This window comes from Streptomyces sp. NPDC029169 (assembly GCF_055563935.1).
In genome coordinates this window covers 35,918-56,166 of record NZ_JBVHXA010000004.1, presented here as the reverse complement: position 1 = coordinate 56,166, position 20,249 = coordinate 35,918, and the positions used below count along the sequence as shown (strand labels likewise).

Below are 20,249 nucleotides of genomic sequence, written 5' to 3'. Positions count from 1 at the left end.
CAGCACATCATGTGGTCCGACATGATCGGCAACACGATCGGTCTGATCGCCCTCGCGCTCGGCTGGCGCCGCTCCATACTCACCTGGCCCGCGCAGCTGCTCTCCGGCGTCATCCTCGTCGGCGCCTACGCCTCCGCCCACCTCAGCGGCGGAGTCGGCAAGCAGCTCCTGGTCATCGGCGTCGCCGCGTGGGGCTGGTGGCAGTGGAACCGCGGGAAGCAGCAGGCCCAGGACGGCTCCATCGCCGTCCGCTTCGCGAGCTGGAAGGAGCGCGGTGTGCTCCTGGCCGGCGCCGTCCTCGGCACCCTCGCGGTCGGCGGCCTCTTCACGCTCTACCCGTCGCTCTCCTGGAGCCCCTGGGCCGACGCGTACATCTTCGTCGGCACGCTCGTCGCGATGGTCGCCCAGGCCCGTGGCCTGATCGAGTTCTGGTTCGCCTGGCTCCTCGTCGACCTCGTCGGCGTCCCCCTCGCCTTCAGCAGCGGCCTGGCCTTCTCCGGCCTGGTCTACGTCATCTACTTCGCCCTCGTCATCTGGGGCATGCGCGACTGGTGGCTCCGGACGCGTACGACTCCCGTCGCTCTGGAAGGAGCACACGCATGAGCTCCCGCCCGTCGCCCGCCACCGCCCTGCCCGCCACCGCCCTGCCCGACGCGCTCCCCGCAACGCCTCTGAACGCCCTCTGGGACGTCACCGACCTTGCCCTCGACCCCGTCGAGCAGGCCATCCGTGACATCGCCGCGGGCCGCCCCGTCGTCGTCGTGGACGACGAGGACCGCGAGAACGAGGGCGACCTCGTCATCGCCGCCGAGAAGGCCACCCCCGAGATCGTCGCCTTCATGATGAGCGAGTGCCGCGGCCTGATCTGCGCGCCCATGGAGGGCGAGGAGCTGGAGCGGCTCCAGCTCCCGCAGATGGTCGAGCACAACACCGAGTCGATGCGGACGGCCTTCACCGTCTCCGTCGACGCGGCACCCGCCCACGGCGTCACCACCGGCATCTCCGCCGCCGACCGCGCCACCACCCTGCAGATGCTCGCGAGCGGCGAGCACGAGCCGTCCGACTTCGTCCGCCCCGGCCACATCTTCCCGCTGCGCGCCAAGCCCGGCGGCGTCCTGGCCCGCAACGGCCACACCGAGGCCGCGGTCGACCTCGCCCGCCTCGCGGGCCTGCGCCCGGCCGGCGCGATCGTGGAGATCGCGGGCGAGGACGGCGTGATGCTGCGGCTGCCCGAACTCGTCCCGTTCGCCCGCAAGCACGGCCTGACGATCATCTCCATCGAGGACCTGATCGCCTACCGCCGCTCCGGGGAGCCCACCGTCCGCCGCGAGGCCGAGGTCCGGCTGCCCACGGCCCACGGCGAGTTCACCGCGTACGGCTACCGCTCCACGGTCGACGGCGTCGAGCACGTCGCCCTCGTCCACGGCGAGATCGGCGACGGCGAGGACGTCCTCGTCCGGGTCCACTCCGAGTGCCTGACCGGCGACATCTTCCACTCGCTGCGCTGCGACTGCGGCCCGCAGCTGGAGGCCTCCATGGACCGCGTCACCGAGGCGGGCCGCGGCGTCGTGGTCTACCTCCGCGGCCACGAGGGCCGGGGCATCGGCCTGCTGTCCAAGCTGCGCGCGTACGAACTCCAGGAGCGCGGCCGCGACACCCTGGACGCCAACCTGGAGCTGGGCCTGCCCGCCGACGCCCGCGACTACGCGGCCGGCGCGCAGATCCTCGTCGACCTCGGCGTCCGCAGCCTCCGGCTGATGACCAACAACCCCGACAAGATCGACGCCCTCACCCGGCACGGCCTGAAGGTCGAGGGCCGCGAACCCATGCCGGTCCAGGCGGGCGAGCACAACCTCCACTACCTGCGCACCAAGCGGGACCGGATGGGCCACGACCTGCCGTGGCTGGACGCGAGCACCGCGTCCACCTGCGCGAACCAGTAGTTCATCGAATACCGAGCAAGGAGAGACATGAGCGGCAAGGGCGCACCCGTCCTCAGCGTGAAGAACTGCGGCGACCTGCGGGTGGCCGTGATCGCGGCACAGTGGCACGAGAAGATCATGGACGGACTCGTCGACGGCGCGCTGCGGGCCCTGCACGAGCTCGGCATCGACGAGCCGACCGTGCTGCGCGTCCCCGGCAGCTTCGAGCTGCCGGTGGTGGCGAAGGTCCTCGCCGGGCGCGGCTACGATGCCATCGTGGCGCTCGGCGTCGTCATCCGCGGCGGAACGCCGCACTTCGAGTACGTGTGCCAGGGCGTCACCCACGGCCTCACCCAGGTCTCGATCGACACCGGCGTACCCGTCGGCTTCGGCGTCCTGACCGTGGACAACGAGGAGCAGGCCCTCGACCGGGCGGGCCTCGAAGGCTCCAGCGAGGACAAGGGCCACGAGGCCGTCACCGCCGCTGTCGCCACCGCGACCACGCTGCGCACGGTCAGCGAACCCTGGCGCTAAGTACGCGACCCTTACCCCGTACTCTTAGGACCATCATGGCGAACAAAACCTTCGAAGAGCTCTTCGCCGAGCTCAAGCTCAAGGCCGAGAACGGCGACCCCGCCACCTCCCGCACCGCGGAACTGGTGGACAAGGGCGTCCATGCGATCGGCAAGAAGGTCGTCGAGGAGGCCGCCGAGGTCTGGATGGCCGCCGAGTACGAGGGCAAGGAAGCCGCCGCCGAGGAGATCTCGCAGCTGCTGTACCACGTCCAGGTGATGATGGTCGCCCGCGGGATCTCGCTCGACGACGTCTACGCCCATCTCTGAGCACCTCTGAGCGCACGAACCACCCCCCTCCCCGAAACTCCCCAGACAAAGGAAGCTCTCCCCATGCTGCGCATCGCCGTCCCCAACAAGGGTTCACTGTCCGGACCTGCGTCGGCGATGCTCCATGAGGCCGGCTACCGCCAGCGCAAGGAGTCCAAGGAGCTCGTGGTCATCGACCCCGAGAACGAGGTCGAGTTCTTCTACCTGCGCCCGAAGGACATCGCGATCTACGTGGCCTCCGGCAAGCTGGACATCGGCATCACCGGCCGTGACCTGCTGCTCGACTCCGGGGCCAACGCCGAGGAGATCCTCCCGCTGAACTTCGGCCGGTCGACCTTCCGCTACGCCACCAAGCCCGGCACCGCGAAGGGCCCCGAGGACTTCCACGGCATGACGATCGCCACCTCCTACGAGGGCATCGTCGCCAAGCACCTCGCCGACCAGGGCATCGACGCCTCCGTCGTCCACCTCGACGGCGCCGTCGAGACCGCCATCCAGCTCGGTGTCGCCCAGGTCATCGCGGACGTCGTCGAGACCGGCACCAGCCTGCGCAACGCCGGCCTGGAGGTCATCGGCGAGCCGATCCTCAAGTCCGAGGCCGTCGTCATCCGTCGCAACGGCGCCGACACCGAGGACGCCCAGGTCCAGACGTTCCTGCGCCGCCTCCAGGGCGTCCTGGTGGCCCGCAGCTACGTGATGATGGACTACGACTGCCGCGCCGAACACCTGGAGCAGGCCGTCGCCCTCACCCCGGGCCTGGAGTCGCCCACGATCTCGCCCCTCCACAACGAGGGCTGGGTCGCGGTCCGGGCCATGGTCCCGGCCAAGGAGGCCCAGCGGATCATGGACGACCTGTACGAGCTGGGTGCCCGCGCCATCCTGACGACGGCCATCCACGCCTGCCGTCTCTGACGGCCGCGCACGCTCCGACGTACCGAGGAACACCGATGTCCGACTCCCCGACGCCCACCCTCCCGGTCACCTTCCGGCCGGGCCGCACCCGAGCGGTCCTGCTGACGGTCGGGGCGGTGATGTTCGCCGTCATCACCGCCGTCGCGCTGATGCTGGAGAAGCTCGGCACGGGGGAGCGGATCAGCTTCATCTTCACCGCGGCGCTCTTCCTCGGCGTCCTCGCGATGCTGAGCCGCCCCAAGGTCGTCGCCGACGAGAGCGGGGTCACGGTCGTCAACATCACCCGCACCCGCCGGCTGGAGTGGGCGGAGATCCTGCGGGTCAACCTGCGCCCCGGCGACCCCTGGGTCTTCCTGGACCTGAGCGACGGCACCAGCCTGCCCACGCTCGGCATCCAGCCCGGCATCGCCAAGGAGCAGGCCATCCGCGACGCCCGCGCCCTGCGCGCCCTGGCGGACAGCCGCGGCACCGGACCGGACGCGGGCTGAACCCCATGGGGGCCATTGGTCCCCCATACGGGGCCGACCCCCTGCCCCACGCACGGTCCGCGTGACTACTCTGGAGGCGGTGGTGCCGCGTGGCACCACCGCCTCGCATGTGCAGGGCCGCTGCCGCGGCCCGCGGGGCCACCCTGCGACCCGAGGAGTGACTCCCTCCGGCAATGGACGGATCGTCCGGTAGTACCTGCGCCGCCCCCTCCGCGGAGGCGGCGGCATGATCATCCCCCTTCTGCTGCTCGCCGCAGCCTTCCTTCTGATCCTCGCCAACGGCTTCTTCGTGGCGGCCGAATTCGGCCTCGTCACCGTGGAACGCCCCGAGGCCGAACGGGCCGCGGCCGCCGGAGACCGGCGCGCCGGCACGGTCGTCAAGGCGCTCGGCGAGCTGTCCTTCCAGCTCTCCGGCACCCAGCTCGGCATCACGATCACCTCCCTCGTCGTCGGCATGCTCGCCGAGCCCGCGCTCGCCCAGCTCCTCGACGGCCCGCTCACCGCCACCGGACTGCCCGAGGGCGCCGTCTCCGGCGTCGCGGTGGCGATCGGGATGCTGCTCGCCTCCGCCGTCCAGATGGTGGTCGGCGAACTCGTCCCCAAGAACTGGGCGGTCTCCCGGCCGCTCCAGGTGGCGCGGTTCGTGGCCGGGCCGCAGCACCTCTTCTCGTCCCTCTTCCGCCCCGTCATCGCCCTGCTGAACCGGGTCGCCAACCGGCTGGTCCGGCTCATGGGCGTCGAGCCGACCGAGGAGCTCGACTCCGTCCGTACCCCCGGCGAGCTGGTCGCGCTGGCCCGGCACTCGGCCCGGGCGGGCGCGCTGGAACAGGACACCGCCGACCTCTTCGTACGGACCCTGACGCTCGGCGGACTCACCGCGCAGCAGGCCATGACACCGCGCGTGCGGATGAGCGCACTGCAGTCGGACGCCACCGCTGCCGACGTCCTCAACCTCACCCGGGCGACGGGACTTTCGCGGTTCCCCGTCTACCGCGAGCGCATCGACGAGATCGTCGGCATGGTCCACCTCAAGGACGCGCTCGCCGTGCGGCCCGAGGAGCGGCAGCGCACGACGGTCGTCCACATCGCCGTCCCGCCGCTGCTCGTCCCCGAGACCCTGCCGGCCCAGGCGCTCCTGGAGCGGCTGCGGCGCGAGCAGCCGATCGCCGTCGTCGTCGACGAGTACGGCGGCACGGCCGGGGTCGTCACCCTGGAGGACATCGTGGAGGAACTCGTCGGCGAGGTCCGCGACGAGCACGACACCGCCGCCGACGAGCGGCCCGAGCTGACCGCCGTGGCCGCCGAGGACGGCAACCCCGCCTGGGAGGCCGACGGCTCCTGCCGGGTGCACACCCTGCATCGGATAGGACTCGACGTGCCCGACGGGCCGTACGAGACCGTCGCCGGACTCGTCGCCGATCTCCTCGGCCGCATCCCGGCCCCCGGCGACCGGGCCGAACTGCCCGGCTGGCGGCTCCTGGTGCGGCAGGTCGACCGCTATCGCGCCGAGCGCGTGCGGATCGTCAGGACCGCCGAGGTCCCCCCGGTGCCGGAGGCGGTCCGATGAGCCTGCTCCAACTGCTGTTCGCCGTCCTGCTCGTGGTGGCCAACGGCTTCTTCGTCGGAGCCGAGTTCGCGCTCGTCTCCGTACGCCGCAGCCAGATCGAGCCGCTCGGTGGCAAGCGGGCGCGACAGGTCCTGTACGGCCTGGAGAACCTGCCACAGATGATGGCGGCCGCCCAGTTCGGCATCACGGTCTGCTCTCTCACCCTGGGCGCGGTCGCCGAGCCGACGGTGGCGCGCCTCCTCGAACCGGTCTTCCACGCCGTCGGCGTGCCGGCCGGGCTCATCCATCCACTGGGATACGTCGTGGCCCTCGCTGCGGTCGTCTTCCTCCATCTCGTCATCGGCGAGATGGTCCCGAAGAACCTGGCGATGGCCGCGCCGGAGCGGACCGCGCTCTGGCTCAGCCCGGCCCTGGTCGGCTTCGCCCGGCTGTGCCGGCCGGTCACGCGTGCGCTCGGCGCGTGCGCCCGGCTGGTGCTGCGGGCGTTCGGCGTCGAGCCGAAGGACGAGGTGGAGGCGGTCTTCACCAGCACCCAGCTCGGCCGGCTCGTGGAGGACGCGGGCCAGGCCGGACTGCTCGACCCGGTCGAGCAGGAGCGCCTGGAGGACGCGCTGGAGCTGGGCAGCCGCACGGTCACGGACGTCCTCATCGCCCGGTCGGCGCTGGTGACGGTCACGCCGTCGGTGACGCCCCGGGAGATCGAGGAGCTCACGGTCCGCACGGGCTACTCGCGCTTCCCGGTGTGCGCCGAGGGGGGCGGGACGTTCATGGGGTTCGTGCACGTCAAGGACGTCCTGGACCTGGAGGAGCGGGAGCGGGCGGTGCCGCAGCACGTCTGGCGCCCCATGGCGACGCTCCGCGCCGAGCTGCCGCTCGACGACGCACTCACCGTGATGCGCCGCGCAGCGACCCACCTCGCCCAGGTCGCGGACGGCTCGGGCCGGGTGCTCGGCCTGGTGGCCCTGGAGGACGTCCTGGAAATGCTGGTGGGCGAGGTCCGGGACCCGGCGCACAGGGCACCGGTGCCTTCGGCATCGGTGGAGCAGGCACTGACAGCCTGACGCCAGGGGTGGTTGTGGGCAATCGTCCCGCAGGGCGGGACGGGTGGGCACAACCACCCCCGGGCCGCACCCGGCCCGCTTCCGCGCCACCCACCGGACCGGCCGCCTGCGCGTCACAGGCCCCCGGGCTCCTGCGGCCCTCGGCGCCCCGAGAGGACCTCCCCGTACGCCTGCATCAGATCCGCGAGGCGCAAGGTGGCCAGGTCCTCGCGGGTCGGGGTGCCCGGGTAGCCGGACAGCCGGAGGTCCCGGTACGCGCACGACTTCTCGTACAGCGTGCGCAGAAAGCGCCCGTTGCCCAGCTCGTCGATCCACCCCTGGTCCACGACATGGCCGCTGATCGAGCGCAGCTCGTCCAGCGCCTCCTCGTCCCAGCCGTCCCCGTTCGCCGCCGCGAGCACCTCGCCGATGGCGGTGAGTTCGAGCGGGCGGTACGAGGGGAAGTCGACCCGGGTCGTGAAGCGGGAGGAGAGCCCCGGGTTGGTGGCGAGCAGCCGGTCCATGCCCTCCGGGTAGCCGGCCAGGATCACCACCAGGTGGTCCCGGTTGTCCTCGGCGCGCTTGAGGAGCACCTGGAGCGCCTCGTCGCCGTAGGCGTCGCCCTTGCTGTAGCCGGTGTTGGAGAGCGAGTACGCCTCGTCCACGAAGAGGACCCCGCCGATCGCCGAGTCGATCAGCTCGTTCGCCTTGACGGCGGTCTGGCCCAGGAACTCGCCCACGAGATCGGCCCGTTGGGCCTCCACCAGATGGTCGCCGCCCAACAGCCCGAGCGCGTAGAAGACGCGGCCGAGGATGCGGGCGACGGTGGTCTTCCCGGTGCCGGAGGGGCCGGAGAAGACAAAGTGACGTTTCGGCGGCTGGACGGGGAGTCCCTGTCCGGCTCGCAGCCGGGCCATCTCCAACTGCGCCGACAACGCCTTGACCTGCCGCTTCACCGGCTCCATCCCGACCATGCGCTCCAGCTCCGCGAGCGCCTCGGCGAGCAGGGCGGGGTCGGTGGGGCTGGCGGGGAAGGGCGGCGGCGTCGGCTGCACGGGCAGGGACGCCTTCTGGCGTACGACGTCCGGCGGCTCGGGCGGTCCGGCGGGAGCGGTCGGGGCCCCCGGCTCCGTGCCGAGGCGGAGCCCGTCGGAGGCCGGCCCGTCGAGGTCGGTCTGCGTCGCGTCGGCGGCTGCGGCGGTGTCCTGTCCGACCCCGCTCAGCGCGACCGTGGCGAGCCCCGTCGTGTCGTCCGGTCCCTCGAACCCGTCGTATTCGGTGATCGCCGCCAGCCGGGCGGCCGTGTCCATGAACGCCGGGTCGATCCGGTGCACCGCCCGGTAGAGCGGCAGGGCGGCGGCGCTCCGCCCGGTGCCCTCGTGGGCCCTGGCCAGCCAGTAGCGCAGCTCCTTGCGCTGCGGCTGCTCGCTGCGGCAGCGCATCAGGGCCGCCGAAAGCAGCGGCTCCGCCTGGCTGTACATCTCCAGCCGGACCCGGGCCATCCCGCCGAAGAGTCCGGCCTCGATGCCGAGCAGGGGATCGTCGACCAGGGTCTCGGTGTACCGGACCAACTGGTCCCAGTCCTTGACGAGATAGGACCGGCAGGCGTGCAGGAAGCGCACCTGGGGATCGGTGTCGACGGGCGGCAGTCCGGCCAACGCCCGGTCCAGCTCCGGCACATGGCGGCCGTCGAGCCAGTGCGAGGCGTGCGCGAGGAGCAGGTCGCGCGGGCTCTCCAGGACGGGCTGGACCCACCAGCCCAGCCAGTACCAGGAGTTCAGGGTCCGGCGGTGGCGGGCGCGCTGTTCGCCGAACCGGTCGCGGTTGCGGTACATCCGGAGCAGCGCGGTGGTGGTGTCCACCCGTAGCGCGTGCAGTCCGAGCCAGGCGTCCGCCATGCCGGGATCGGTCCGTACCGCCGTCCGGAACTCTTCCTCCGCCTGCGGATAGGCGCCCATCGTGTAGGCGTCGACTCCCCGCAGCCAGGCGAGCTCGGCCGGGGCCTGTCCGCCCTGCGTGCCGATGTCCATCGGGTCCCCCACAAAACGTGCCCCCGTTGCTGTCCCGGCGGGCGGGTGCCCGCCGGAAGCCGTACAGAACCGCCTTCTCGTGGACGGGAATTGACCCCACCGAAGGGCATCGTACCTGCGCAGAGGGGGCGCGACGAAGGAGAAGCACATGATCCGGTGGCCGTAACCCTGGGTAAGCACCACGGTCGGCGACGGGCCTGAGAAAGGGATGATCAGGGCAGAACGAAGCCCCCGATCACGGGGGAACAACCGGGGGCTTCGTGTCCGCGGCGGCTTCGGAAAGCCGCACATTGAGAACGTAGGACCTGTACGCCCCTTGGGTCAAGCCGAGTTGAGGCACTTGCGGAAGTGGGATTCCGGCGACTCATTTCCGTGCTTGCGAGCCATCACGTTCCGTAATGATCTGGTTCGGGCCCGCTTTCACTGAGGGCCCGGGAAGCCACTCGTACCCCTCTGGACACTCCCGTACCAGCGCGTCGGCGAAGGGGCGCGAAGGGTCCGCGGAGAAATGGCGAGTCTCCGCCACCGTCCAGTCCTCCCAGAACTCCGACAGGGCAGGTCCGTCCCGGTGCCGGCCCCGCATCCAGGACTCCTCGGGGCCCCGTTCCATCCAGAGCAGCGCGGCGAGAAACGGCCGCAGAGCGCGCCTTCCCGCGCCGACCCCCTCGATCAGGACGACCTGAGCGGGCGGCAGCTCCCGGGGTGCCACGAAGGTCCGCAGATTCCAGTCGTACGGGTGATAGCGCGCGACCTCGCCCCGGGAGAGGGGCCCGATCACCTGGTCCCGCACCCGCTCCGTCCACGCGAACATCTCCTCGTGGCTGGCGAGGTCGTCGAGGTGGAGGACGGGCGCGACCAGCCGGGCGGCGAGGCGCGCGGCGAAGGTCGACTTGCCCGAGCCCGCGTGACCGTCGACCGCGATCAGCCGGACCGGTCCGCAGGAGGGCGGCAGGCCGCGCAGCGCGTCGGCGGCGCGGTCGAGGCCGGTCTTCCCGCAAGTCCCGTGGGTCATGGGGCAAGCGTAACGATTCCGCGCGGAGGCGCCGCAGGTCAGGGGCGTGGCGATGTCATTGGTAGAGACCCATATTGGTGCGCCGACGCGTGTCGAATCGCTGGCCGAAGCGCTCCGCGAGCCGCGATAGTGGTCCACGCTCGCGCGTCCGTCGTCGTCATTCGCCGCTCTCGACTGGAGGTCGTCACCGCTCATGACCAACTCCACCCCGCGCAGAACCGTCCTCGCCGCGGCCCTCGCCGCCGTCGCCGGCACGGCCATGGCATCCACCGCGCCGGCCGCCGCCGCGAACGACACCGCGGACGACTACGGTCACGCGCCGGAACCCGCGCTCGTCGACAACCGCTTCTGGGTCTCCTTCACCGACTGGCGCGGCGGTGACCGCACCGGCACCCGGGCCGTCCCCGGTTACCGGCCCGGCCTGGTGATCGGTACGCCCGTAGGGGTCACCGACTACACCGACCCGCACACCGGCACGACCTCCACCTGGGAGTACGCGAGCTGGACCTCCCCGGTCCACACCTCGACCGTCCCCGCCACCGAGGTCGTCGCCTCCTGGAACGCCGACACCCCGCCCGGCACCTGGATCCAGATCGAGCTGCGCGGCACCTACAACGACGCCACCGCCACCCCCTGGTACGTGATGGGCCGCTGGGCGGCCGGCGACGGCGACATCCGGCGCACCTCGGTCGACGACCAGAGCGACGGCAGGAGCTCGATCTGGACCGACACGTTCGCCGTCGACGACCCCGCGAGCGGGCTGCGCCTGGCCGCGTACCAGCTGCGGCTGACCCTGTACCGCACGCCCGGCACCGTGCTCACGCCCGTCGTGTGGCGGCTCGGCGCGATGGCCTCCGACATCCCCGACCGCTTCACCGTCCCCGCCTCCACGCCCGGCCTCGCCCGCGAACTGACCGTGCCGCGCTACTCGCAGAACACCCACGTCGGCCAGTACCCGGAGTACGACAACGGCGGCGAGGCCTGGTGCAGCCCGACCTCCTCGCAGATGATCGTCGAGTACTGGGGGCGCCGGCCGAGCGCCGAGGACCTCGCCTGGGTGAACCCGGCCTTCGCCGACCCCCAGGTCTGCCACGCCGCCCGCTTCACGTTCGACCACCAGTACAAGGGCTGCGGCAACTGGCCCTTCAACGCCGCCTACGCCGCCACCTACCCCGGCATGAACGCCGTCGTGACCCGGCTGCGCTCGCTCTCGGAACTGGAGACCCTGATCGGGGCGGGCATTGCGGCCATCACGTCGCAGTCCTTCCGCAAGGAGGAACTGACGGGCGCCGGCTACGGCACCTCCGGCCACCTGATGACCGTGATCGGCTTCACCCCGGAAGGCGACGTGATCGCCAACGACCCCGCCTCACCCAGCAACGAGGCCGTGCGCCGGGTCTACCGGCGACGCGAGTGGGAGAACATCTGGCTGCGGACGAAGCGGTACAACGCCGGCGGCAAGGTGGTCTCCGGAACAGGAGGGGTCTGCTACCTCTACTTCCCGGACCGCCCGACCCCCGCCCAGCGCAAGGCCCTGGAGGCCGTCGGCATCCGCTGAGGCGCCGCCCCGGGTGGCCGGGCGCCGCCGAATGGGCATACTCCCCGCGCCACGGGCGCCGGGCGCCCCCGCGCGTGAACCGCCGGGGGCAGCATCGGCGCAGCAGTGACCGCCGGCCGTGCCGCACCACCCCGCGCGCACCGTCGCAGCGCCGCAGCGCCCGAGAGGGCCCTGAGAGGGAGGAGGGCGCCCGCCCATGCCAGACCGCGCCCCGCACACCGTCGAACGCCGGCTGCCCACCGAGGAGGCCCGGGAACTGCTTGCCCTGGTCCGTGAGATCGCCGAACGGGAGATCGCGCCACGCGCCGCCGAGGAGGAGGCGGCCGGCCACTTCCCGCGCGAACTCTTCGCGCTGCTCTCCTCCTCCGGCCTGCTCGGACTTCCGTACGACTCCGCGTACGGCGGCGGTGACCAGCCCTACGCGGTCTACCTCCAGGTCCTCGAAGAGCTCGCCGCCGCCCGCCTCACCGTCGGGCTCGGCGTCAGCGTCCACTCGCTGTCGTGCCACGCGCTCGCGAACTTCGGCACCGAGGAGCAGCGGGCCGCCCACCTGCCGGCGATGCTGGGCGGCGGTCTCCTCGGCGCGTACTGCCTCTCCGAACCGGCCTCCGGTTCCGACGCGGCCTCGCTGCGGACCAGGGCCGAACGGGACGGCGACGACTGGGTGCTCACCGGAACCAAGGCGTGGACCACCCACGGCGGGATCGCCGACTTCTACACGGTCATGGCCCGCACGGGCGGCGAGGGCCCGAAGGGGATCACCGCGTTCCTGGTCCCCGGGGACGCGGAGGGGCTGAGTGCGGCCGCGCCCGAGCGGAAGATGGGCATGAAGGGTTCGCCCACCGCCCAGCTCCACTTCGACGGGGTACGGGTCCCCGACGTGCGCCGTATCGGGGAGGAGGGGCAGGGGTTCGCGATCGCGCTGTCCGCCCTGGACTCCGGGCGGCTCGGGATCGCGGCCTGCGCCGTGGGGGTCGCCCAGGCCGCGCTCGACGTCGCTGTCCCGTACGCCAGGGAGCGGCGGCAGTTCGGCCGGCCGATCGCGGACTTCGAGGGGCTCCGGTTCCTGCTCGCGGACATGGCCACCCGGATCGAGGCGGGCCGTGCGCTGTACCTGGAGGCGGCGCGGCTGCGTGACGAGGGCCGGCCCTTCGGACGGCAGGCCGCCATGGCGAAGCTCTTCTGCACGGACGCGGCCATGGAAATCACCACGGACGCGGTGCAGGTGCTCGGCGGCTACGGCTACACCGCGGACTTCCCCGCCGAGCGGTACATGCGCGAGGCGAAGGCGCTGCAGATCGTCGAGGGTACGAATCAGATCCAGCGGATGGTCATCGCACGCCACCTTGTCGGACCAGAGTCCCACTGACGAGCGTGCCGCTGACCCCGCTCACCCGCACGGTCCGGTCCGCCCACACCGGGGCGGCGGTCAGCCGGTTCCACTCCTGGTCGGTACGGCCCGGCAGCGTCCGGCCGTGGCTGGCCCACTGGCTGATCAGCGCCTTGTAGATGGGCGGGTCGGAGACGTGCGCCGGCGGCTGCGGAACCGATTCTTCACGACGGGGCTCCGCGAGGCGCCGCCGTCCGCTGCCGATGGAGGCGGTGTACAGCGTGGTCATGCCTGTCCCAACGCGGCCCGCCCGGCCGGGGTCACCGCCGGACGGATTCGAGGAGGCGTTCGGGAGCTACCCGGCGGCCGGGCCGACGCACAGGACGTGCTGCGCGGCCGGCGGCCCGGGGCCCCGGACGTCCTTCGCGCGCGTTCGATCGGCCTCCGCACGACTCTGGCCCCCGGCGGGTCCTCTGACGTACCGTCAGATCCCGTTGCCGACCAGGAGGTCACACGTGTCAGAGGACCGGCCCGTCGCGCTCGACGAGTATCCCGTGCACCAGGCGCCGCTCTCGATGAAGCACCACGTCAGCGGCGACCGCAACGCCTACGACCGGTGCATCTTCCATGTCTTCGACCACCAGGGCCGCGCCCTGCTCATCGCCGGACTCGGCGTCTACCCCAACGCCGGAGTCGTGGACGCCTACGCCACCCTCCGCGTGGGCGACCGGCTCCACGCCGTCCGGGCCTCCGACGCCCTCGGCGACGACCGGATGAACCTCGCCGTCGGCCCGCTCCGCATCACCGTCGACGAGCCCCTGAAGACGCTCACCCTGCGCTGCGAAGCCGACCCCGCCGACCCCGGAGGGCTCTCCTTCGCGCTCACCTGGACCGGTGACTTCCCGGCTGTCTGGGAGCCCCACCACACCCAGCGGCGCGGCGACCGGCTCACCCTCGAAGGACGCCGCTTCGTCCAGGCCGGCCACTGCACCGGCACCATCCGGGCCGGCGGCGAGGAGTTCCCCGTCACCGCGGGGGAGTGGACCGGCACCCGCGACCGCAGCTGGGGCGTACGGCCGATCCCCGGCGAGGAGCCCGGCCGCGCCGACGAGTTCCGCCCCGAGGGCTTCCACTGGCTCTGGATACCCATGCGCTTCGACGACCGCTTCCTCATGGTCATCGCCCAGGAGGACGCCGACGGCTACCGCACCCTCAACGAGGCCCTGCTGGTACGGAACGGTCAGCGCGACGCCCAACTCGGCTGGCCCCGCACCGACATCACGTACCGCCGCGGCACCCGCCACCCCGAACGGGCCGTCGTCCATCTCACCGACCCGTCCGGAAAGCCCCTGGAGGTCGACGTCGAGATCCTCGCGTCCTCCCCGCTCGCCGTCGGCGCCGGCTACCCGCCCGCCACCGACTGGCAGCACGGCACCTGGCAGGGCCGCGACTGGACCGACCGCAGGGTCTACGACCTCTCCGACCCGGCCGCCCACCCGATGGCCGCCTACGGCGTCACCGACCACGCCGCCCGCTTCACCCTCGAAGGCCGCACCGGCTACGGGATCTTCGAACACGGCTCCTTCGGCCGCCACGACCCCAGCGGCTTCACGGACTACACGTCGACCGCCCAGTAGGAAGGGGCCGTACATGGCCACCGCTCCCAGACCCCGCACCTCCACCCGCGACCCCGAGGAACTCGGCCGGCGGCTCACCGTCTGGCTGGACCGGCATCTGCCCGGCGCCCGAATCGGCGACCTCGCCGTCCCCGGCTCCAACGGCATGTCCAGCGAGACCCTGCTCTTCGACATCGAGCACCCCGACGCCCCCGTGCGCGGCTGTGCCCTGCGGCTGGCCGCCGACCCCGCCGCGTACACGATCTTCCCGGTCTACGACATGGAGCGGCAGCACCGGGTGATGCGCCTGGTGGGGGAACACACCGACATCCCCGTCCCGCGTGTCCTGTGGCTGGAGAGCGACCCGGGCCCGCTCGGTGCCCCGTTCTTCGTGATGGCCCGCGCCGAGGGCCGCGTCCCGCCGGACGTCATGCCCTATACGTACGAGGGGAACTGGCTGCACTCCGCCACCGACGCCGAACGCGCCTCCCTGGAGGCCGAGTCGGTCTCCGTCCTGGCCCGGCTGCACGACCAGTTCCCCGCGAAGGAGGCGGAGTTCCTGCTTCCCGAGGGGATGGGAACCCCGCTGCGCCGCCATGTCGACGCCCAACGCGCCTACTACGCCTGGGTCGTGCGGGGACTCGCGCCGTCCCCGCTCATCGAGTCGGCCTTCGACTGGCTGGACGCGCACTGGCCCGCCGACGAGGGGCCCGCCGTCCTCAACTGGGGCGACGCGCGCATCGGGAACATCGTCTACGACGGTTTCCGGCCCGCGGCCGTCCTCGACTGGGAGATGGCCGGCTTCGCCCCGCGCGAGGTCGACCTCGGCTGGACCGTCTACCTGCACCGCTTCTTCCAGGATCTGACCGTGAGCTTCGGCCAGCCGGGCCTGCCGGGGTTCCTGCGGCGCGAGGCGGTCGAGCGTCGGTACGCCGCTCTGACCGGGCACACGCCGCGCGACATGGAGTTCCACACCCTCTACGCGGCGCTGCGGCACGCGATCGTCATGCTCAGAGTCGCGTACCGCCAGGCGCACTTCGGAGAGGTGCAGGTGCCGGAGAATCCCGACAGCCTGATCCTGCACCACGCCACGCTCGCGGCGATGGTGCGGGGAAGCTACTGGTAGGCGCTACTGACAGGCGTCGTTACGCCGCGCGCCGCATCTGCGGCACCTTGATGGGACGCGAGCCCGGACCGCCGACGTGCGAGAAGGGCTGCGTCCGCCAGTCCAGACCCTGAGGCAGCGTCAGCAGGAGTGCGGTGTCCTGCTCCTGGACCTCCAGCGTCTCGTCGGCGGGGCGCGCCTCCGAGGCGGCCCGACCGGTGCCCGGGCAGACCGTCAGCACGAACGGGTTCCAGGGCGTCGGGCACAGCGCGTGCTCCGGCAGTACGTCCTCGTCCGCGAGCAGCGCGATCGGCTGGACGCAGTCCGGGCAGATCACCCGGTACATTTCGAACGTGTCGTACGCGTCGAGCTCGTCGGTCGTCTCGACCGAATCAACAGGCTCCTGCATGGAGAATCTCCCCCTCGGGTGGGTCGACCGAAGTACGTATGGCCTCGACCACAGCAAGCAATTCCCATACGCCCACCCGCATAACCGTGAGGTCTCGATCGAGCTTCCCGCAAGCCTGTGGCGTTCGTCACATGCCCCTCGCAGGTGCCCCGCGGATGCCCATAGACGCCTATAGAGACCGGCCCCCGGCTGTGCCTATGGCACCCCGGGGCAATAGGTTGACCGCATGGAGGAGCTGGATCGTCAGATCGTCGAGTTGCTCGTCAGAGACGGGCGCATGAGCTACACCGACCTGGGCAAGGCCACCGGCCTGTCCACCTCGGCCGTACATCAGCGCGTCCGCCGACTGGAGCAGCGTGGGGTCATCCGCGGCTATGCCGCCGTCGTCGACCCGGAGGCCGTCGGTCTGCCGCTGACCGCCTTCATCTCGGTCAAACCCTTCGACCCCAGCGCCCCCGACGACACCCCGGACCGGCTCGCCGACATCCCCGAGATCGAGGCCTGCCACAGCGTCGCCGGCGACGAGAACTACATCCTCAAGGTCCGCGTCGCGACCCCACTGGAGCTGGAGCACCTGCTCAGCCGCATCCGCTCCCAGGCGGGCGTCTCCAGCCGGACGACGGTCGTCCTCTCGACCCCGTACGAAGCCAGGCCGCCGCGCGTTTAACCGTACGGTCCACGCGGCCGCGGGCCCGGCGTTCGGCCGGGCCCCGCCGCGCCTCTAGCCTGGTCGCATGAGCGAGACCCTCTCAGAGAACGCACACCGCACCGTGCTGCTGCGCGGTGGAGACGTCCACAGCCCCGCCGACCCCTTCGCGACCGCCATGGTGGTGGAGCGGGGACATGTCGCCTGGGTGGGCTCGGAGGGGGCGGCCGACGCCTTCGCCTCCGGCGTGGACGAGGTGATCGACCTCGAAGGCGCGCTCGTCACCCCCGCGTTCGTCGACGCCCATGTGCACACCACCGCGACCGGTCTCGCGCTGACGGGCCTCGACCTGTCCTCCGCCGCCTCGCTCGCCGAGGCCGCCGAGCTGATCCGCGGCTACGCCGCCGCCCGCCCCGCCGACCGGATCCTCATCGGACACGGCTGGGACGCGGCGCGCTGGCCCGAGCGCCGGGCCCCGCGCCGCGACGAGCTGGACGAGCTCACCGGCGGCCGGCCGCTCTACCTCACCCGGATCGACGTCCACTCGGCCGTCGTCACCACCGCCCTGCTCGACCTCGTCCCCGGCGTCCGCGGCCTCACCGGCTTCCGCGACGGCGAACCGCTGACGGGCGACGCGCACCACGCCGTCCGCGCCGCCGCCTACGCGGCCCTCTCGCCCGTGCAGCGCACCGAGGCCCAGCGCGAGGCCCGCCGGCACGCCGCCTCGCTCGGCATCGGGACCCTGCACGAGTGCGGCGGGCCGGAGATCTCCTCCGAGGCCGACTTCACCGGGCTGCTCGACCTCGCCCGTTCCGAGCCCGGCCCGCGCGTCGTCGGCTACTGGGCCGACCTCGACGTCGAACGGGCCCGCGCGCTCGGCGCCGTCGGCGCGGCCGGCGACCTCTTCGCCGACGGCTCGCTCGGCTCGCACACCGCCTGCCTCCACGAGGCCTATCAGGACGCCGCCCACACCGGCGTCTCCCACCTCGACGCCGCCGCGATCGCGGCCCATGTCGTCGCCGCCACCGAGGCGGGCCTCCAGGCCGGCTTCCACGCCATCGGCGACGCCGCCGTCACCGCCGTGGTCGACGGCGTCCGGGCCGCCTCCGAGAAGCTCGGCCTCGCCCGGATCCGCGCCGCGCGCCACCGCGTCGAGCACGCCGAGATGCTCACCCCCGAGACGATCGCCGCCTTCGCCGAGCTCGGCCTGACCGCCTCTGTCCAGCCGGCCTTCGACGCGGCCTGGGGCGGCGAGGACGGCATGTACGCCGAGCGCCTCGGCGCCGAGCGGGCCCGCACCCTCAACCCGTACGCCGCCCTGCTCCGCGCCGGTGTGCCGCTGGCCTTCGGCTCGGACAGCCCGGTCACCCCGCTGGACCCCTGGGGCACCATCCGCGCGGCCGCCTTCCACCGCACCCCCGAGCACCGGATCTCCGTCCGCGCCGCCTTCACCGCCCACACGCGGGGCGGCTGGCGGGCCGTCGGCCGCGACGACGCCGGCACGCTCGTCCCGGGCGCCCCGGCCGACTATGCGATCTGGCGCGCCGACGAGCTCGTGGTCCAGGCCCCGGACGACCGGGTGGCCCGCTGGTCGACCGATCCGCGCTCCGGGACGCCCGGTCTGCCCGATCTGACCCCCGGCGGTGACCTTCCGGTCTGCCTGCGCACGGTGGTATTCGGACAAACGGTCTTCGCGCGGCCGAACGAGTGATGTAGGGACATTTCGTACCGCCGATCGATGATCAACCGGCTTGTGGGCCACCTGCGGATCTTCCCCACTGACCTGGCAGTATCGGTCATCTCCGCAGGTCAAGTGAGTGTTGACAGCCTGTGGTCAGGGGCGGGTAGGTTCTCCCGCGTCCACCACAGGACGTCCGACCGGTTTCAAACCTCAGGTTCTGCACCCGCGCCTCGGGGGCGAGGGAAGGTTTTTTCCGGCGGAGGGTGCGACCCGGGTGGGGCCCGGACGTTCAGTAGACAACGGCTCTCGGTCGACCCGCAGCCAGCGGGTTCCAGGTCGGCCCGAAGGGCGCCGGGCCCCGATCCGCACGCCGTGCGCGGCGCCGTCCGTGCTGCTTCCGCCCCGACCGGCCCCACTTCCGCCCGCAACCAGCCCCGCCGCGACCGAGCAGGCGGAAGGGCTCGCTATGGTGGGGGTTCGCGTATGTATCCGAAGGGGCAGCAGTGAACGACGGTGGCCAGAGGCGTTACGGCCCGCTCGGCAGAGCCTTGGTGATCATTCCGACCTACAACGAGGCGGAGAACATCAAGCCGATCGTCTCGCGCGTGCGGGCGGCCGTACCGGAGGCGCACATCCTCGTCGCCGACGACAACAGCCCCGACGGCACGGGCAAGTTCGCCGACGAGCTCGCCGCCGAGGACGACCACGTCCACGTCCTGCACCGCAAGGGCAAGGAGGGGCTCGGCGCCGCCTACCTCGCCGGTTTCCGCTGGGGCATCGAGCACGGCTATGGGGTCCTGGTCGAGATGGACGCCGACGGCTCGCACCAGCCCGAGGAGCTGCCCCGGCTGCTGACCGCCCTCAAGGGCGCCGACCTCGTGCTCGGCTCCCGCTGGGTCCCCGGCGGCCGCATCGTGAACTGGCCCAAGTCCCGCGAGTTCATCTCCCGCGGCGGCAGCCTCTACTCGCGCGTCATGCTCGACGTGCCGATCCGCGACGTCACCGGCGGCTACCGGGCCTTCCGCAAGGAGACCCTGGAGGGCCTCGGTCTGGAGGACGTGGCCTCGGCCGGCTACTGCTTCCAGGTCGACCTGGCCCGCCGCGCCGTCGCCGCCGGCTTCCATGTCGTCGAGGTCCCCATCACCTTCGTGGAGCGCGAGATCGGCGACTCCAAGATGAGCCGCAACATCGTCGTCGAGGCGCTCTGGCGGGTCACCGGCTGGGGCCTGACGGCCCGCGCGAACAAGGTCGGCAAGCTCCTCGGCCGCAAGTCCACGAGCTGAAGACCGTCTGTCGGGGCTGATCTCCCCTTTACGACGTTCCTGCGACGGGCCAGGCACACTGGGGGACATGACGACAGGCTCCACGCCTCCCCTCGCCCCGAAGCGCTCCCGCGCGCGTACGTTCCTCCCGCTCGCCCTCGCCGCCTGGCTGGTCCTCGAGATCTGGCTGCTCACGGTGGTGGCGGATGCGGCCGGCGGGCTGACGGTCTTCGGCCTGCTGGTCGGCGGCGCCGTCCTCGGCGCCGTGGTGATCAAGCGGGCCGGGCGCCGTGCCTTCAAGAACCTCTCCGAGACCTTCCAGCAGGCCCAGGCGGCGGCGCAGGCCGGCGTCCCGCCGACGGCGGCCGAGCGGGCCGGCGCGCGCGACCGCAACGGCTTCCTGATGCTCGGCGGTCTGCTGCTGATGATCCCGGGTCTGATCTCCGACGTGGCCGGTCTGCTGCTGCTCGTGCCGCCGGTCCGCTCCCTCCTCGGCCGGTACGCGGACAAGGTCGCCGAGCGCCGGATGAGCGAGGCCCCTCCCGGCAGCCTCCAGGACGCCTTCCAGCAGGCCCGTATGCACCGGCCCGACGGAAAGGTCGTCCAGGGTGAGGTCATCCGGGACGACACCCCTCAGGGCCCGCGGCGGGCCCAGGAGCCCCGGCCGCCTCTGACGCCGTAAAGCCGTAAAGAGGGACGCCCTCTGACGCCGTAAGAGGAACGCGCAGACGTGACAACGCCGCGGGGGGGGGGGGGGGGGGGGGGGGGGGGGGGGGGGGGGGGGGGGGGGTGTTTGTGTTTGTTTTCTTTTGTGTGTCTCGTTTTTCTC

Annotated in this window: 20 protein-coding genes; 16 read left to right on the top strand and 4 right to left on the bottom strand. The window is 72.1% G+C overall.

Annotation, left to right across the window (positions count from 1 at the left end):
- Positions 1 to 9: 9 nt before the first annotated feature.
- The 8 genes from ACZ4VI_RS09455 to ACZ4VI_RS09420 all read left to right on the top strand — a co-directional run bounded on the left by ACZ4VI_RS09455 (position 10) and on the right by ACZ4VI_RS09420 (position 6,792).
- A complete protein-coding gene (locus ACZ4VI_RS09455) occupies positions 10 to 603 on the top strand; it encodes a nicotinamide mononucleotide transporter family protein (protein WP_467998815.1) in 594 nt (197 codons plus the stop codon).
- Entirely contained in the window at positions 600 to 1,943 is a 1,344-nt protein-coding gene (locus tag ACZ4VI_RS09450; RefSeq protein ID WP_467998191.1) for a bifunctional 3,4-dihydroxy-2-butanone-4-phosphate synthase/GTP cyclohydrolase II, read from the top strand. The genes ACZ4VI_RS09455 and ACZ4VI_RS09450 overlap by 4 nt, the downstream gene beginning before the upstream one ends.
- A 27-nt stretch (positions 1,944 to 1,970) precedes the next feature.
- Positions 1,971 to 2,456, top strand: a complete 486-nt coding sequence (gene ribH / locus ACZ4VI_RS09445) for a 6,7-dimethyl-8-ribityllumazine synthase (RefSeq protein WP_352186594.1) — start codon at positions 1,971 to 1,973, stop codon at positions 2,454 to 2,456.
- A gap of 35 nt (positions 2,457 to 2,491) precedes the next feature.
- Positions 2,492 to 2,764: a phosphoribosyl-ATP diphosphatase gene (locus ACZ4VI_RS09440; protein ID WP_053643769.1), complete on the top strand. Its 273-nt coding sequence runs from the start codon at positions 2,492 to 2,494 to the stop codon at positions 2,762 to 2,764.
- A gap of 63 nt (positions 2,765 to 2,827) precedes the next feature.
- Positions 2,828 to 3,676 (top strand): ATP phosphoribosyltransferase, encoded by an 849-nt coding sequence (gene hisG, locus ACZ4VI_RS09435; protein ID WP_467998189.1) that lies wholly within the window; start codon positions 2,828 to 2,830, stop codon positions 3,674 to 3,676.
- Between the two features lie 35 nt (positions 3,677 to 3,711).
- Positions 3,712 to 4,164 carry a PH domain-containing protein gene (locus ACZ4VI_RS09430; protein ID WP_467998187.1) on the top strand — a complete coding sequence of 151 codons (453 nt, stop codon included), beginning with the start codon at positions 3,712 to 3,714 and terminating at the stop codon, positions 4,162 to 4,164.
- 226 nt (positions 4,165 to 4,390) lie between these two features.
- Positions 4,391 to 5,731 carry a hemolysin family protein gene (locus ACZ4VI_RS09425; RefSeq protein WP_467998185.1) on the top strand — a complete coding sequence of 447 codons (1,341 nt, stop codon included), beginning with the start codon at positions 4,391 to 4,393 and terminating at the stop codon, positions 5,729 to 5,731.
- Positions 5,728 to 6,792 (top strand): hemolysin family protein, encoded by a 1,065-nt coding sequence (locus tag ACZ4VI_RS09420; protein ID WP_467998183.1) that lies wholly within the window; start codon positions 5,728 to 5,730, stop codon positions 6,790 to 6,792. Before ACZ4VI_RS09425 ends, ACZ4VI_RS09420 begins: the two co-directional genes overlap by 4 nt.
- A gap of 113 nt (positions 6,793 to 6,905) precedes the next feature.
- Here the strand turns inward: ACZ4VI_RS09420 and ACZ4VI_RS09415 are convergent, their stop codons facing one another.
- The gene (locus tag ACZ4VI_RS09415) at positions 6,906 to 8,801 is read right to left on the bottom strand and encodes an AAA family ATPase (RefSeq protein WP_467998181.1); all 1,896 of its coding nucleotides are present in this window, start codon (positions 8,799 to 8,801) and stop codon (positions 6,906 to 6,908) included.
- Between the two features lie 364 nt (positions 8,802 to 9,165).
- Positions 9,166 to 9,813 (bottom strand): uridine kinase family protein, encoded by a 648-nt coding sequence (locus ACZ4VI_RS09410; protein ID WP_467998179.1) that lies wholly within the window; start codon positions 9,811 to 9,813, stop codon positions 9,166 to 9,168.
- 193 nt (positions 9,814 to 10,006) lie between these two features.
- Between ACZ4VI_RS09410 and ACZ4VI_RS09405 the strand changes: the two genes are divergently transcribed.
- Both ACZ4VI_RS09405 and ACZ4VI_RS09400 read left to right on the top strand, forming a co-directional pair.
- Positions 10,007 to 11,371 (top strand): C39 family peptidase, encoded by a 1,365-nt coding sequence (locus tag ACZ4VI_RS09405; RefSeq protein ID WP_467998177.1) that lies wholly within the window; start codon positions 10,007 to 10,009, stop codon positions 11,369 to 11,371.
- A gap of 196 nt (positions 11,372 to 11,567) precedes the next feature.
- Positions 11,568 to 12,740, top strand: a complete 1,173-nt coding sequence (locus tag ACZ4VI_RS09400; RefSeq protein ID WP_467998175.1) for an acyl-CoA dehydrogenase family protein — start codon at positions 11,568 to 11,570, stop codon at positions 12,738 to 12,740.
- Here the strand turns inward: ACZ4VI_RS09400 and ACZ4VI_RS09395 are convergent.
- The gene (locus tag ACZ4VI_RS09395) at positions 12,703 to 12,990 is read right to left on the bottom strand and encodes a hypothetical protein (RefSeq protein WP_467998173.1); all 288 of its coding nucleotides are present in this window, start codon (positions 12,988 to 12,990) and stop codon (positions 12,703 to 12,705) included. The two genes, ACZ4VI_RS09400 and ACZ4VI_RS09395, sit on opposite strands and share 38 nt — an antisense overlap.
- Before the next feature lie 226 nt (positions 12,991 to 13,216).
- Between ACZ4VI_RS09395 and ACZ4VI_RS09390 the strand changes: the two genes are divergently transcribed.
- Positions 13,217 to 14,338, top strand: a complete 1,122-nt coding sequence (locus tag ACZ4VI_RS09390) for an Rv3169 family protein (protein ID WP_467998171.1) — start codon at positions 13,217 to 13,219, stop codon at positions 14,336 to 14,338.
- A gap of 13 nt (positions 14,339 to 14,351) precedes the next feature.
- On the top strand, positions 14,352 to 15,443 hold the full coding sequence (locus ACZ4VI_RS09385; protein ID WP_467998169.1) for a phosphotransferase family protein: 1,092 nt from the start codon (positions 14,352 to 14,354) through the stop codon (positions 15,441 to 15,443).
- Positions 15,444 to 15,462: 19 nt separating this feature from the next.
- Here the strand turns inward: ACZ4VI_RS09385 and ACZ4VI_RS09380 are convergent, their stop codons facing one another.
- Positions 15,463 to 15,831 carry a hypothetical protein gene (locus tag ACZ4VI_RS09380; protein ID WP_355111655.1) on the bottom strand — a complete coding sequence of 123 codons (369 nt, stop codon included), beginning with the start codon at positions 15,829 to 15,831 and terminating at the stop codon, positions 15,463 to 15,465.
- A gap of 226 nt (positions 15,832 to 16,057) precedes the next feature.
- Between ACZ4VI_RS09380 and ACZ4VI_RS09375 the strand changes: the two genes are divergently transcribed.
- From ACZ4VI_RS09375 to fxsA, 4 genes are all read left to right on the top strand, one after another.
- Positions 16,058 to 16,498, top strand: coding sequence for an Lrp/AsnC family transcriptional regulator (locus tag ACZ4VI_RS09375; RefSeq protein ID WP_137990589.1), 441 nt, complete (start codon positions 16,058 to 16,060; stop codon positions 16,496 to 16,498).
- Between the two features lie 67 nt (positions 16,499 to 16,565).
- Positions 16,566 to 18,188 (top strand): amidohydrolase, encoded by a 1,623-nt coding sequence (locus ACZ4VI_RS09370; protein WP_467998167.1) that lies wholly within the window; start codon positions 16,566 to 16,568, stop codon positions 18,186 to 18,188.
- A gap of 473 nt (positions 18,189 to 18,661) precedes the next feature.
- A complete protein-coding gene (locus tag ACZ4VI_RS09365; RefSeq protein WP_467998165.1) occupies positions 18,662 to 19,441 on the top strand; it encodes a polyprenol monophosphomannose synthase in 780 nt (259 codons plus the stop codon).
- A 67-nt stretch (positions 19,442 to 19,508) separates the two neighbouring features.
- Positions 19,509 to 20,102 (top strand): FxsA family membrane protein, encoded by a 594-nt coding sequence (gene fxsA / locus ACZ4VI_RS09360; protein WP_467998163.1) that lies wholly within the window; start codon positions 19,509 to 19,511, stop codon positions 20,100 to 20,102.
- Positions 20,103 to 20,249: the final 147 nt, after the last annotated feature.